Source organism: Streptomyces sp. NPDC104581 (genome assembly GCF_055583685.1).
Genome location: NZ_JBVJNN010000014.1, coordinates 19,538 through 33,942, shown reverse-complemented (window position 1 = coordinate 33,942; position 14,405 = coordinate 19,538). Strand labels below are relative to the sequence as shown.

Below are 14,405 nucleotides of genomic sequence, written 5' to 3'. Positions count from 1 at the left end.
AAAGAGAGCCGGTGGAAAGACAGAGCTGAATCAGCCCGGCCGAAGGGTCAGTTGCCGCCCAGGAACCCGGTCGCCAGACCGATCACCACCGGTGCCACCCCCACCGCCAGAAAGGCGGGCAGGAAGCACAGCCCCACCGGAGCGGTGATCAGCGCCTGGGCACGGCCCGCGCGCGCCGCCGCCTGCCGGGCGCGCTCCGCCCGGAGCCGGTCGGCCAGCCGGGCGACGGGCTCCGCCGCCGGCGCTCCCGTGGATCCGGCCCGCTCCAGACAGCGGGCCAGGTCCGAGGCGCCCGGTATCGCGCCGAACCGCCCCCACGTCTCGACCGGTTCGCCCCCGAGCCGCAGCGCCGCCGCCGTACTCACCAACCGGTCTCCGACCGGGCCGCCGAGCGACTCCCCCACCGCCTCCGCCGCCTCGCGGGGACCCGCGCCGGCCGACAGACAGGCGGCGAGCAGATCGGCGGCGAGAGGCAATTGGCGCGCGGTCTCGTCCGTGACGGCCGTGGAGTCCGGCTCACGGGTACGCAGCCACCGCCCGGCGCCGTACGCCAGGGCGAGCCCCACCACCGGGCCGGCGATCCCTCCGACCAGGACCCAGCCGAGGCACCCGATCCCCAACGGCGTGCCCCACGCCTTGAGTCGGGCCACGAACCCCGGCCGTACGCGCCACCGACGGGGCGCCGATTCCATGGCCAGCAACGCCACCGTCCGTCCGCGCGCGGCCCGTTCACGCCGCCATCCCGACCAGGCGAGGACCACGGACACCACCGCCGCCAGCAGCGAGGCGGCCACCCACGCGCTGTGGACGAAATCCCCCTGCGTGATCCGCTCGTTCATACCGCGCTCCCGCCCCGGACGATCCGCCCCGCCCACCAGAAGCCCACCGCTTCCAGCAGCCCGCCCACCACCAGACAGCTCAGCCCGGCGGGGGTGTGCAGCAGCACGCTCATCGGGTCGGCGCCCATGGCCCAGCCCATCGCCAGACCCACCAGGGGCAGCAGCGCCAGCACTACGGCCGTGGACCACGCACCGGCCAACTGGGCCCGCAAGGAATCCTGTTGATCCCGCTGCGCCCGCAGCGTGGCACCGAGCCGTTCGAGCCCGGCGGCGAGCCCCGCCCCGCCGTCCACCGCGACCCGCCAGCAGGCCGCGATCCCGGCGAGGCCCTCCGCGCCCGGCAGCCGGGCCGCCCTGCGCAGAGCGGCGGGGACGTCGCCCCCGAATCGGGCGTCCGCGACCACCAGGGCGATCTCGGGGCCGTCCAGGTCACGCTCGACGGCCCGGACGGCCGTGGTGAGCCCCTCGGCCGGTTGCGCCCCGGCTCTCAACTCCCCGACGAACGCGTCACAGAGACCGCGCACCGCCCCGGCACGCCGCTCCGCCGCCCGGCGCCGCTCCCCGGCCCGCAGCCGCCGCCGCACGAGCGGCGCCGCCACCGCACCGGCGGCCAGCGGCATCACCGACTCGCCCCACAGCGCGAACACCGCCGCGACGGGCAGACAGAACCACTCCTTCGGCAACCCCGTCAGCCACTCCCGGACCGCCGTCGCCGTCCGCTCCCGGTGCGGAAGCACCTTCCGCACCGCCCCGGCCCCGCCCGGGCCGCCGGCTCCGGTGCCGAGCAGCAGCTCCGCCCGCCGCGACACCGCACCAGCGGCCATCCAGTGCCATACCGCCAACCCGGCCGACACCGCCGCACAGAAGGCGGTGACACTCATCGGGCCCGGCATCAGGGCCGTCCTCCCCGTCGCCGTCACAGCGCGTCCCCGATCAGCGACCGCAGCCCCGGCCAGCCCCGCTCGTACGTGAACCCCTCCGCGCCCCAGCGCAGCGCGGGCACCGGCACCACCAGCCCCGCCGCGTCCCGCTCCAGCACATGCACCTCGGCGATACGACGGCTCCCGGTCCGGTCCCGTACGAGATGGATCACGACCGACAGCGCCGCCGCCAACTGGCTGTGCAGGGCGGCCCGGTCGAGCCCCGCGGCCGTTCCGAGGGCTTCCAGGCGCGCGGGCACGTCGGCGGCGGTGTTCGCGTGGACCGTCCCGCAGCCGCCCTCGTGGCCCGTGTTCAGGGCCGCGAGGAGCGTCGTCACCTCCGCTCCGCGCACCTCCCCGACCACCAGCCGGTCGGGCCTCATGCGCAACGCCTGCCGGACCAGGTCCTCAAGGGTCACCTCGCCCGCGCCCTCCTGGTTGGCGGGCCGCGCCTCCAGGCGCACGACATGCGGGTGGTCGGGCCGCAACTCGGCCGAGTCCTCGGCCAGGACGATCCGCTCCCGCTCGTCCACCAGACCGAGCATCGCCGCCAGGAGGGTTGTCTTCCCTGAGCCCGTACCACCGCTGATCAGGAACGACACCCGGGCCCCGATCAGCGCCCGCAGCAGTCGCTCGCCGCCCGGCGGAACCGTCCCGGCGGCGGTCAGCTCCGCCGGTGAGAAGGCGCGGGGGCGCACGACCCGCAGTGACAGACAGGTCGATCCGACGGCCACCGGGGGCAGCACCGCGTGCATCCGTGTCCCGTCGGGCAGCCGGGCGTCCACCCAGGGGCGCGCGTCGTCCAGCCGTCTGCCCGCCACCGCCGCGAGCCGCTGCGCCAGCCTCCGTACGGCCGAGGCGTCCGCGAACGAGACGTCCGTCAGCTCCAGCCCGCCGCCCCGGTCCACCCAGACGCGGTCGGGCGCCGAGACCAGCACATCGGTCACCGAGGGGTCGGCCAGCAGCGGCTCCAGCGGCCCCGTACCGACCAGCTCGCACCTCAACTCCTCCGCCGCGCCCAGTACTTGCGTGTCCCCCAGGAGCCTCCCCTGGGCCCTCAGAGCCGCCGCCACGCGCGCCGGGGTCGGCTCGGCCCCGCTCTCCGCCAGACGCTGCCGTACGGCGTCGAGGAGTGCTCCGCCGACCTGAGCGCCCCTGGGTCGCGCCACGGCGCTCACGCGGTCACGCTCCCGTCCCCGGCGCCCACCAGCGCCCGGTCCCAGAACGCGGCGCAGAAGCGCGCCAGCGGCCCACGCGCGCTCGCCCCCGGCGGCGCCCCGCTCTCCTGGGCGGCCAACAGGCCCGGCTCTTCGGGAAGTTCACCCACGAGCGGCAGCCGCAGCGCGTCGGCCACCCAGCTGTCGTCCAGCCCGGCCGCGTACGGCCCACGGACGACCGCCCGCAGGTCCGGCAGGACCATGCCCACCACGGACGCGACCCGCCCGGCCGCCGCGACGGCCCGCAGCTCTCCCGGCACGACCAGCAGCCCCACGTCCAACTGCGCCAGGGCCTCCGCCACCGCCTCGTCGACCCGGCGCGGCAGATCCACCACCACGACCTCGCACCGCCTGCGGGCCGCCGCGAGGACGGAGCGCATCGCCTCGGGCGGGACCAGCACGCTGTCGCCCCGGTCCCAGCTGAGGACGCGCAGATCGTGCAGCCGGGGCAGCGACTCCTCCAGGGCGCCGCCCGCCACCCGTCCCTTGGAGGCGGCGAAATCAGGCCACCGGCGGCCGTCCACCCGCTCGCCGCCGAGCAGCACGTCGAGCCCGCCGCCGAGCGGATCACCGTCGACGAGCATGGTCCGCCGGCCCTGCCGGGCCGCCGTGACCGCCAGGGCGGAGGCGAGCGTCGAGGCCCCGGCACCGCCCCGGCCGCCGATCACCCCGACAGTGAGCGCCTGGCGCCCCACCCCTTCCGCGACGTCGGCGATCCGGTCCACGAGCCAGCTCTCGGCGTCGGGCAGCCGCAGCACACACTCGGCGCCGATCTCGACCGCCAGCCGCCATACGTCCGGGTCGTCCTGGTCCCGGCCGACGAGCAGCACGTCCCGCCGCCGGGTGGCGGACCGGCAGCGCGCGGCCGCGTCGTCGCCCACCAGGACCAGCGGAGCGGACTCCCAACCGCCCCGTCGCTCGGGCACGGAGTGGTGCACCTCCGGCTCCGCGCCCGCGGCCGCGCACAGCCGCAGCAGATCGTCGAGCAGCTCGACGTCCTCGGTCACGATCAGCGGTCCGGCCATGCGCCCTTCGGTGACCGGCGAGCGCTCGGACGTCCTGAATCCAGCCATTCTCTCCACCCCCTATTTACCGCGATGCCGGATCGATGTCCGCTGTCGCGCCGAAGCGCGAACCCCTGCCTTCCGCGGACACCCGAAGGGCATCGACGGAGCGGGATCTCAGCGATCTCGAAGTGATCCGGCATCTGCGATTCCGGCTACCGCGAACTTTCGCGGTGGGAAATCACCGTGCCCCGCGCGGAAAAAACGTGTGGATCTTGCTCAAAAGCTGTGGACAACTCACCGGTTGTGAATAACTCCGTAGCTCATACCGGTGACTTCTCAGCGCAGCCTGGCCGCTACGCACAGTGACCAGTAGAGTGCGATCCAGATCCGCGCACGCGAGGTACGGCGAAGGGAGGAGTGCGCGAGGGGCAGGGGTCCGGGCGCCGGAAAGGCATCCGGACATGCGACGACCCCCGCCGGGGGGGAGAGCGGGGGTCGTCCCCCAGACCGACTCGGGGGGGGAGGAGCCGGACCAGGTGAGCACGGTCGCGAACGATCCGTGACTTCCATGGTGTACCCGAGGGCCTTCTCAGGCAAACCCACGCGCCGTACCTTACGCCGAATGGTGGGCGCCTATGCTCGACTTCGTGGAAAACCACTCCTTGCCTCGCACAGCGGCCTTCTTTGACCTGGACAAGACGGTCATTGCGAAGTCGTCGACGTTGACCTTCAGCAAGTCCTTCTATCAAGGCGGACTGATCAACCGCCGAGCCGTACTGCGCACCGCATACACGCAGTTCGTCTTTCTCGCCGGCGGCGCCGATCACGACCAGATGGAGCGCATGCGCGAGTACCTCTCCGCGCTCTGCAAGGGCTGGAACGTCCAGCAGGTCAAGGAGATCGTCGCCGAGACGCTGCACGATCTCATCGACCCGATCATCTACGACGAGGCCGCCTCCCTCATCGAGGACCACCACACGGCCGGACGCGACGTGGTGATCGTCTCCACGTCCGGCGCGGAGGTCGTCGAGCCCATCGGCGAACTCCTCGGCGCCGACCGGGTCGTGGCGACCCGCATGGTGGTCGGCGAGGACGGCTGCTTCACGGGCGAGATCGAGTACTACGCGTACGGGCCGACCAAGGCCGCGGCGGTCAAGGCGCTCGCCGCGTCCGAGGGGTACGACCTGGACCGCTGCTACGCGTACAGCGACTCCGCCACCGACCTGCCGATGCTCCAGTCGGTCGGCCACCCGTACGCGGTGAATCCGGACAAGGCGCTACGGCGCGAAGCGGTGGCCCGCGATTGGCCGATTCTCGTCTTCGACCGGCCGGTGCGGCTCAAGCAGCGGCTGCCGGCCTTCTCCATGCCGCCGCGGCCGGCGCTCATGGCGGTGGCCGCGGTGGGCGCGGCGGCGGCCACCGCCGGACTGGTCTGGTACGCGAGCCGGCGGCGCCAGGCGGCCGCCGTATGACCTGATCGGCGGCCACACCGGCCACGACCGTGCGGTTCGCCCATATTTGAACCTAAAAGTAAAGTTGTCGGACGAAGACTTTCGCTCGACTCCGGACAGGAGTACAAAGGAATCAACGGCCCGCGAGACCAAGGACATCCGCGAGGATGACCTGTTGACGCAAGAAGGCCCCACGGACCGAGCATGAAAACCGAGTACCCACGCGACGTCGACCCGTCGATTACGGGCCAGCCGCACCAGGGACGGGCGAAGTACCCGACCTGATGGGCACATTTCGAGGACGCTTGGTAACTGGGTGGACGTGCCAGCGGCGGTACCTCTCCGGTACCGCCGCATTCGTGTGGGACGAGCACCCCTCCGGCAGTGCCCCGGACCGGCGGGCACGCCGGCCGGGCCGGGGGCACCGGCCGCGCGACTCAGGCCGCGCCGCGCTGGAGCGCCTCGCACACGGCGGTCGACTCCCTGACACCCAGCTCGACCGCGCGACCGCAGTGCGCGATCCAGGCCGCCATCCCCTCCGGCGTCCCCGAGAGATAACCGTCGAACGCCGCCACGTACGCGGCGCGCCCCAACTCCGCGTGCCCGACCTCGGACGGGCAGATCGACTTGGGGTCGAGTCCGCTGCCGATCAGGACGATCCGCTCGGCGGCCCGCGCGACCAGCCCGTTGTACGAGCCGAAGGGGCGCAACGCCAGCAGTTCGCCGTGCACCACGGCCGCCGTGACGAGCGCGGGCGCCGAAGTCCCCTCGACCACCAGCGCCGAGAGACCGTCCAGCCGTCCGGCCACCTCGTCGGCACCGGGCAGCGGTGCCTCGATCAGCGGCTTGGGACTGTCCGGCCCCGGTGTCTCGACGACCGGTTCACCGGCGAGCCTCGGCCGGCCCACCGCATCCCCCGCGACCCCGGAACCCTCCGCACCCGCGACGCCCGCGCCGACGCCACCGGCCGCCACCAGATGCAGCCGCGCCAGCACCCGCACCGGCGACTGCCGCCAGATGGAGAGGAGTTGGCCCGCCTCGGCCGTCAGCCGCAGCGCGGCTCCCACGGTCAGCGCGTCGGCCGCGGAGCCGAAGTCGCTGCGCCGGCGCACCTCTTCCAGTGCCCAGTCGGCCCCGGAGAGCGCCGCCGATCCGCGCGCCGCGCGCAGCGCCGCCTCGGAGGTGACCTCGTTGCTGCGCCGTCTCATCACGCGGTGCCCGTAGACACGGTCGACCGCCTCGCGCACCGAGTCCACCGCGTCGGGAACGCCCGGCAGGGAGCCCAGTGTGGCGAGAGGGTCGTGCCCTCGTGGAGCGGACGAAGCGTTCGAAGCTGTCGTACTCATAGGTAGCAAGGCTACGCGCCCACAGCGCGCGCCCCACGTTGGAGTGGTCTTCCCCACCGGATACGGCAGCGCACAGCGACAGCGGCACTACGCTAGGTGAACATGAAGATCGCTTTCGTGGGCAAGGGCGGCAGCGGCAAGACGACGCTGGCCTCGCTCTTCATCCGCCATCTGACCGCCAACGAGGCCCCCGTCATCGCGGTGGACGCCGACATCAACCAGCATCTCGGGGCCGCGCTGGGTCTCGACGAGGAGCAGACCGCCGCGCTGCCGGCGATGGGCTCGCGTCTCCCGCTCATCAAGGAGTATCTGCGCGGCACCAACCAGCGGATCACGTCCGCCGACTCGATGATCAAGACGACACCCCCGGGTGAGGGTTCCCGGCTGCTGCGGGTCCGGGAGTCCAACCCGGTGTACGAAGCCTGCGCCCGCACCGTGCGGCTGGACGACGGTGACATCCGGCTGATGGCCACGGGCCCGTTCACCGAGTCCGATCTCGGGGTGGCCTGCTACCACTCCAAGGTCGGCGCGGTCGAACTCTTCCTCAACCACCTCGTCGACGGCCCGGACGAGTACGTCGTGGTCGACATGACGGCGGGCTCGGACTCGTTCGCGTCCGGGATGTTCACCCGCTTCGACATGACCTTCCTGGTGGTGGAGCCGACCCGCAAGGGAGTGTCGGTGTACCGGCAGTACAAGGAGTACGCGCGGGACTTCGGGATCGCGCTGAACGTCGTCGGGAACAAGGTCCAGGCCCAGGACGACGCGGACTTCCTCCAGGACGAGGTGGGCGACGACCTGCTCGTCACCGTCGGCCACTCCAACTGGGTGCGGTCGATGGAGAAGGGCCGCCCCGCCCACTTCGAGCTGCTGGAGGCGGAGAACCGCGTGGCGCTCCAGGTCCTGGAGGACGCCGCCGAGGACTCGTACGCGAACCGCGACTGGGAGCGCTACACGCGGCAGATGGTGCACTTCCACCTCAAGAACGCGGAGAGCTGGGGCAACGCGAAGACCGGCGGGGACCTGGCGGCACAGGTCGATCCGGCGTTCGTGCTCCGTGAGGACGCGGCGGTTCCGCAGCCGAGCTGAACGGCGGTACGGCGGTACGGGCGGCGCGCGCCGGGCCTCCGCCCGTACCCGCGCCGCCCCTACCGCCCTCGCCCTCACCCGTACCGCCCGTCCTCGGGTCTCGGCGGGCCGCGGCCTCTTAAGAACCGGCGCCGGGGTCCGCGTCCGGAACCGTCGGGGAGTCCGGAGCGGCCGGTGAGTCGCCGGCCTCCGGGCCCGCCGGAGCCGCGGGCGCCGTCGGAGAGGCCGGTGCCAGGGGCGCCGTCAGATACGACTGCCAGCCGCCCTTGGGCTTCTGTCCCACGGCCAGCCCGCGCAGCCTTTCGAGCGTCTCGGGGTCCTGTGCGTCCAGCCAGTCCGCGAGTTCCTTGAACGTCACGCACCGCACGCCGTCCTTCACACAGACGGTCTTGATCGTCTCCTCGACGGCGCGCATGTACGTGCCGCCGTTCCACGACTCGAAGTGGTTGCCGATGATCAGCGGCGCGCGGTTGCCGTCGTAGGCACGGCCGAATGCCTGGATCAGGCCGTCACGCATCTGGTTGCCCCAGTACTCGTGCTGGGACGGGTCGCCGTTGACCGTCTTCGACTGGTTGAACATGAAGTTGTAGTCCATCGAGAGCGTCTCGAACTGCCGCCCCGGCACCGGGACGAGCTGGAGCGGGATGTCCCACATGCCCTCGGACTTCTTCGGCCAGACCTGGGTGCCGACGCCGCTGGAGTCGTAGCGGAAACCCATCGTCTTCGCCGCCAGCATCATGTTCTTCTGCCCTTCCAGGCAGGGCGTGCGGGCGCCGACGAGCTCCTTCTCGTAGTCGAAGGGCAGCGGGGCCTCGGTGGTCAGGCCGGTGTTGCTCTTCCAGTTCTTGACGAACGCCTTCGCCTGGCTGATCTCGCTCTTCCAGTCGTCGACCGACCAGCTCCCGACGCCGGTCGCCCCGCAGAAGTGGCCGTTGAAGTGGGTGCCGATCTCGTTGCCGTCCTGCCAGGCGCCGCGCAGCTCCCGCAGTGTGTTCCTGATCCCCTCGGTGTCGTTGAAGCCGATGTCCGAGCGGCCGACGGCATGCTGTGGCGGGCTGTACTGATTGGACTTGTCCTTCGGCAGCAGATAGACGCCGCTGAGGAAGTACGTCATCTTCGCGTCGTACTTCTTGCCCACCTCGCGGAAGTGGGAGAAGAGCTTCTGGCTGTCCTCGCCCGCCCCGTCCCAGGAGAAGACCACGAACTGGGGCGGCTTCTGACCGGGTTTCAGCCGCTCCGGCTTGAGGACTCCGGGCTGGGCACCGGTGTACGCGGTCGAGCCGTCGCCGATGAGCCGCACCGCGCTCTTGGCCGGGCCCGCCCCCTTCTTCGCCCCGTGGGAGCCGTCCTCGGACTCGGCGTTGGCCTTGTCCTTCGGTTCCGGCGAACCGGCCCCCGAGCATCCGGCGAGTCCCACGGCCAGCGCCGTGACGACCGCGCCGCAGGCGATCCTCTTCGTGACGGCCAGCATCCGCCCACCTCCTCAGATTCTGTGCGTTGAGCGTCGAAACGCCGGGCACGGCGCCGAGCGCCGACAACGTCGCACTGGGACCCGAGGGGATCCGGTATGACAAGCCGTACAAAATGACTAATCACCTACGCGAGTGAAACTTTGCACCATTTGCCCTGAAAGTCATGCCTGAATCTTTACTCTCCATTACGATCCATTTACTGAGCGTTGATGATTCCGTCCTCGCACCGCCGTGCCCCACGGCCCCGCCCCCCTTGCCCGCGACCGCGCCGCCCCGGAGGAGACGGGAACCATGTCTGCCTGCGTCCCCACACACGAAGACAAGCCCCCCAGCCCCCCGCCCGGCCGGCGGCGGGGATTCCGGATCGCCGGAGCGGACCTCTCCGCCTCCATCTCGGTCTTCCTGATCGCGCTGCCGCTCTCCCTCGGCATCGCACTCGCCACCGGTGCCCCGCTCCAGGCCGGTCTCGTCGCCGCGGCGGTGGGCGGCATCGTGGTCGGCCGATTCGGAGGCGCGCCGCTCCAGGTCAGCGGGCCGGCGGCCGGTCTGACCGTCGTCACGGCCGATCTGATCCATCAGTACGGCTGGCGCACCACCTGCGCCATCACCGTGCTCGCGGGCCTCGCCCAACTAGGCCTCTCCGCACTGCGCGTGGCCCGCTCGGCGCTCGCCGTGAGCCCGGCGATCGTGCACGGGATGCTGGCCGGCATCGGTGTCACGATCGCGCTCGCCCAGCTGCACATCGTCCTCGGCGGCAGCCCGCAGAGCTCCGCCGTCGCCAACGTCCAGGCCCTGCCCGCCCAGTTGGCGGATCTGCACCCGGCCTCGATCACCGTGAGCTTGCTGACCGTGGGCGTGCTGCTCGCCTGGCCGCGTATCCCCGGGCGTACGGGCCGGATCCTGCGCAAGGCGCCCGCCGCCCTCGCGGCGGTGGTGGCCGCGACTCTCGTGGCCGTCTCGGCGGGGCTGAGTCTCGAACGGGTCGATCTGCCCTCCTGGAGCAGTCACGCGCTGCCCGAGATGCCGCAGGGGCCGGTGCTCGGACTGCTCGCCGCCGTTCTCACCGTGACCCTGGTCGCCAGTGTCGAGTCGCTGCTCTCGGCGGTGGCCGTCGACAAGCTGGTGGCCGCCCGCAAGGACAAGGACGTCCAGATCCCACGCGCCCGCCTGGACCGGGAACTGACGGGGCAGGGCGCGGCGAACGTCGTCTCCGGGGCGCTCGGCGGGCTGCCGGTCACCGGCGTCGCCGTCCGCAGCGCGGCGAACGTGGCAGCGGGCGCCGTCAGCCGGCGTTCGGCGATGCTGCACGGGCTGTGGGTCGCCGTCGCCGCGCTCTTCCTGGTGCCGGTGCTCGATCTGATCCCGCTGGCCGCTCTCGCCGCGCTGGTCATGGTCATCGGCATCCAGCTGGTCAACGTCGTCCACATGCGCAATGTGCAGCGCAATCGCGAACTGCTCGTCTACGTCGGGACGCTGGCCGGTGTCGTGTTCACCGGTGTCCTGGAGGGCGTCGCCATCGGCATCGCGCTGGCGGTCGCCGTCGCGCTGCACCGGCTCACCCGGACACGGATCACGCTTGAGGAGCACGACGGCGTCCACCGGCTCCGCGCCCGCGGCCAGTTGACCTTCCTGGCCGTCCCCCGGCTGAGCCGGCTTCTGCACCAGGTGCCCCAGGGCAGCGACTGCGTGGTCGAGTTGGACGGCTCCTTCATGGACCACGCGGCGTACGAGGCGCTGCACGACTGGCAGGTCGCGCATCTGGCGCAGGGCGGCACGGTCGAGTTCGCCGGCGGATCGGGGGACCCGATCGCCGAGCCCGCCGAGCCGGCGATGGGGTCGAACTCCTGCTGCCGGCCATGGACCCCGTGGCGCAACCACCACTGCGGCACCCCCGTGGAGCAGCCACCGACGCGGGGGCGGACGACGGACAAGCAGTGGGTGTCGAGCCGGGTGCGGGGCGGGAAACTGGCGAGCGGGCTCAGCTCGTTCCAGCGCCACACGGCTCCGCGTGTACGGGGTGAGCTGGCGCGGCTGGCGCGCGAGGGCCAGCAGCCGTCGCAGCTCTTCCTCACCTGCGCGGACTCGCGGCTGGTCACGAGCATGATCACGGCGAGCGGCCCCGGTGATCTCTTCACCGTGCGCAATGTCGGCAATCTGGTCCCCCTCCCGGGAGAGGAGGGCGCGGAGGGGCAGGACGAATCGGTCGCGGCGGCGATCGAGTACGCGGTCGAGGTCCTCCAGGTCGAGTCCATCACGATCTGCGGGCACTCCGGATGCGGCGCGATGCAGGCCCTCCTCAGCACGCCCGAACCGCCCGACACGCCTGACGCTCCCAACACCCCTGACACCACGACCACCATGACCACGCCCGGCCCGCCGGACGCGCCCCCCGCGCAGGCCGCCGCGCAGACCACCGCGCGGACGACCACACGAGCCGGCTCACAGACGGTCGCGCCGGCCACCCCGCCCACCGGCTCCTCCCCCCTCACCCGCTGGCTCCGGCACGGTCGGCCCAGTCTGGAGCGGATGCGGAGCAGCGACCACGCGTGGGCCAGGATCTCCGGCCGACTGCCGGCCGACGCGGTCGAGCAGCTCTGTCTGACCAATGTCGTGCAGCAGTTGGAGCATCTGCGCGCCCATCCGGCGGTGGCCCGGCGCCTGGCCGAGGGCCGGCTCGAACTGCACGGCATGTACTTCCATGTCGGCGAGGCGCAGGCGTATCTGCTCGCCACCGACGGTCCGTCCAGCGGATCGCCGGACGGGCCGTCCGGCAGCTCCGACGAGGTGTTCAACCGGGTGGCCCCGGCGGCTTTCGAGGAGTCGCGCGCCTGAACCGGAGCCCCGCCGCATCCGTGAGAATGTGTGGCCCCGTTCCCCACCACAGCCGGGGAACGGGGCCACTCAGCCGTTCCGCCCACCCGTAAGCCCAGCCGCATAGGTCTAAACCAATTTCCTGAAGACCCTTGTCACCCGGGCATCTGCCTGATGAGCTAGGCCCGGGGACACATAGGACGCCCTGGGAAAGGGAGATGTCGTGAGCAACGAAAGCCTGGCCAACCTGCTCAAGGAAGAGCGGAGGTTCGCGCCACCGGCGGAGCTGGCCGCCAACGCCAACGTGACGGCGCGGGCGTATGAGCAGGCCGCGGCGGACAGGCTTGGCTTCTGGGCCGAGCAGGCCCGGCGGCTCACCTGGGCCACCGAACCGACCGAGACCCTCGACTGGTCGAACCCGCCCTTCGCGAAGTGGTTCGCGGACGGCGAACTCAACGTCGCGTACAACTGCGTGGACCGCCACGTCGAGGCGGGCAACGGCGACCGGGTCGCCATCCACTTCGAGGGCGAGCCGGGCGACAGCCGCTCCCTGACCTACGCCGACCTGAAGGACGAGGTCTCGCGGGCCGCGAACGCGCTCACCGAGCTCGGCGTGACCAAAGGCGACCGCGTCGCCATCTACATGCCGATGATCCCCGAGACGGCCGTGGCGATGCTGGCCTGCGCCCGTATCGGCGCCGCGCACTCCGTGGTCTTCGGCGGCTTCTCGGCCGACGCAGTGGCCTCCCGTATCCAGGACGCCGACGCCAAGCTGGTCATCACCTCCGACGGCGGCTACCGGCGCGGCAAGCCGAGCGCGCTCAAGCCCGCGATCGACGACGCCGTCGCCCGCTGCCCGCAGGTCGAGCACGTCCTGGTCGTACGCCGCACCGGCCAGGAGACCGCCTTCAGCGAGGGCCGGGACGTCTGGTGGCACGACATCGTCGACCGTCAGTCCGCCGAGCACACGCCGGAGCCCTTCAACGCCGAGCACCCGCTCTTCATCCTGTACACGTCGGGCACGACGGGTAAGCCCAAGGGCATCCTGCACACCTCGGGCGGCTATCTCACCCAGGTGGCATACACCCACCACGCGGTCTTCGACCTCAAGCCGGAGACGGACGTCTACTGGTGCACGGCCGACGTCGGCTGGGTGACCGGCCACTCGTACATCGTGTACGGACCGCTGGCCAACGGCGCGACGCAGGTCATGTACGAGGGCACGCCCGACACCCCGCACCAGGGGCGCTTCTGGGAGATCGTCCAGAAGTACGGCGTGACGATCCTCTACACGGCACCGACCGCGATCCGCACGTTCATGAAGTGGGGGGACGACATCCCCGCCAAGTTCGACCTGTCGTCGCTGCGCGTGCTGGGCTCGGTCGGTGAGCCGATCAACCCCGAGGCATGGATCTGGTACCGGCAGAACATCGGCGCCGGCCGGACCCCCGTCGTGGACACCTGGTGGCAGACCGAGACCGGCGGCATGATGATCTCCCCGCTGCCCGGTGTCACCGAGGCCAAGCCCGGCTCGGCGCAGCGCGCTCTCCCCGGTATCTCGGCGACCGTCGTGGACGACGAGGCCAACGAGGTGCCGAACGGGGGCGGCGGTTATCTCGTTCTCACGGAGCCGTGGCCGTCGATGCTCCGCACCATCTGGGGCGACGACCAGCGGTTCATCGACACCTACTGGTCGCGTTTCGAGGGCAAGTACTTCGCGGGCGACGGCGCCAAGAAGGACGACGACGGCGACATCTGGCTGCTCGGCCGGGTCGACGACGTGATGCTGGTCTCCGGCCACAACATCTCCACCACGGAGGTCGAGTCGGCCCTCGTCTCGCACCCGAAGGTCGCCGAGGCGGCCGTCGTCGGCGCGGCGGACGAGACGACGGGCCAGGCGATCGTCGCCTTCGTCATCCTGCGCGGTACGGCGTCGGTGGACGACGGCCTGGTGGCGGAGCTGCGCAACCACGTCAGTACGGCGCTGGGGCCGATCGCCAAGCCGAAGCGGATCCTGCCGGTGGCCGAGCTGCCGAAGACCCGTTCCGGCAAGATCATGCGGCGGCTGCTGCGCGACGTCGCCGAGAACCGTCAGCTCGGGGACGTCACGACGCTCACCGACTCCTCGGTGATGGAGCTGATCCAGACCCAGCTCCCGGGCGCGACCAGCGAGGACTGACCGCACAGCGGCCCAGCGGGAGTCCCCGGCGTACCGCGCCGGGGACTCCTCTTTGTAAAGTGGGCGGCGCGTCA

General features: G+C 71.6%; 10 protein-coding genes. 4 read left to right on the top strand and 6 right to left on the bottom strand.

Going from position 1 to position 14,405, the window contains the following annotated elements:
• Window positions 1-47: 47 nt before the first annotated feature.
• From ACZ61E_RS14065 to ssd, 4 genes are read right to left on the bottom strand one after another with little or no spacing between them, the layout of a single operon-like run.
• Window positions 48-839 carry a type II secretion system F family protein gene (locus ACZ61E_RS14065; RefSeq protein WP_469699900.1) on the bottom strand — a complete coding sequence of 264 codons (792 nt, stop codon included), beginning with the start codon at window positions 837-839 and terminating at the stop codon, window positions 48-50.
• Entirely contained in the window at window positions 836-1,720 is an 885-nt protein-coding gene (locus tag ACZ61E_RS14060; RefSeq protein WP_469699899.1) for a type II secretion system F family protein, read from the bottom strand. The genes ACZ61E_RS14065 and ACZ61E_RS14060 overlap by 4 nt, the downstream gene beginning before the upstream one ends.
• 35 nt (window positions 1,721-1,755) lie before the next feature.
• Complete coding sequence (locus ACZ61E_RS14055; protein WP_469699898.1) at window positions 1,756-2,937, bottom strand: TadA family conjugal transfer-associated ATPase; 1,182 nt, start codon at window positions 2,935-2,937, stop codon at window positions 1,756-1,758.
• A complete protein-coding gene (gene ssd / locus ACZ61E_RS14050) occupies window positions 2,934-4,049 on the bottom strand; it encodes a septum site-determining protein Ssd (protein ID WP_469699897.1) in 1,116 nt (371 codons plus the stop codon). Before ssd ends, ACZ61E_RS14055 begins: the two co-directional genes overlap by 4 nt.
• Window positions 4,050-4,618: 569 nt before the next feature.
• Between ssd and ACZ61E_RS14045 the strand changes: the two genes are divergently transcribed.
• Window positions 4,619-5,455, top strand: a complete 837-nt coding sequence (locus tag ACZ61E_RS14045) for an HAD family hydrolase (RefSeq protein ID WP_469699896.1) — start codon at window positions 4,619-4,621, stop codon at window positions 5,453-5,455.
• A gap of 416 nt (window positions 5,456-5,871) precedes the next feature.
• Here ACZ61E_RS14045 and ACZ61E_RS14040 read toward each other — a convergent pair whose 3' ends face one another.
• Window positions 5,872-6,780: a Fic family protein gene (locus tag ACZ61E_RS14040; RefSeq protein WP_469699895.1), complete on the bottom strand. Its 909-nt coding sequence runs from the start codon at window positions 6,778-6,780 to the stop codon at window positions 5,872-5,874.
• A 102-nt stretch (window positions 6,781-6,882) separates the two neighbouring features.
• On the opposite strand from ACZ61E_RS14040, the gene ACZ61E_RS14035 reads away from it, so the two are divergent.
• Window positions 6,883-7,869, top strand: coding sequence for an ATP-binding protein (locus tag ACZ61E_RS14035; protein WP_469699894.1), 987 nt, complete (start codon window positions 6,883-6,885; stop codon window positions 7,867-7,869).
• Between the two features lie 118 nt (window positions 7,870-7,987).
• Here ACZ61E_RS14035 and ACZ61E_RS14030 read toward each other — a convergent pair whose 3' ends face one another.
• Window positions 7,988-9,340 (bottom strand): polysaccharide deacetylase family protein, encoded by a 1,353-nt coding sequence (locus tag ACZ61E_RS14030; RefSeq protein WP_469699893.1) that lies wholly within the window; start codon window positions 9,338-9,340, stop codon window positions 7,988-7,990.
• 292 nt (window positions 9,341-9,632) lie between these two features.
• On the opposite strand from ACZ61E_RS14030, the gene ACZ61E_RS14025 reads away from it, so the two are divergent.
• A complete protein-coding gene (locus tag ACZ61E_RS14025) occupies window positions 9,633-12,173 on the top strand; it encodes a bifunctional SulP family inorganic anion transporter/carbonic anhydrase (protein WP_469699892.1) in 2,541 nt (846 codons plus the stop codon).
• A gap of 202 nt (window positions 12,174-12,375) precedes the next feature.
• Window positions 12,376-14,331, top strand: coding sequence for an acetate--CoA ligase (acs, locus tag ACZ61E_RS14020; RefSeq protein ID WP_469699891.1), 1,956 nt, complete (start codon window positions 12,376-12,378; stop codon window positions 14,329-14,331).
• Window positions 14,332-14,405: the final 74 nt, after the last annotated feature.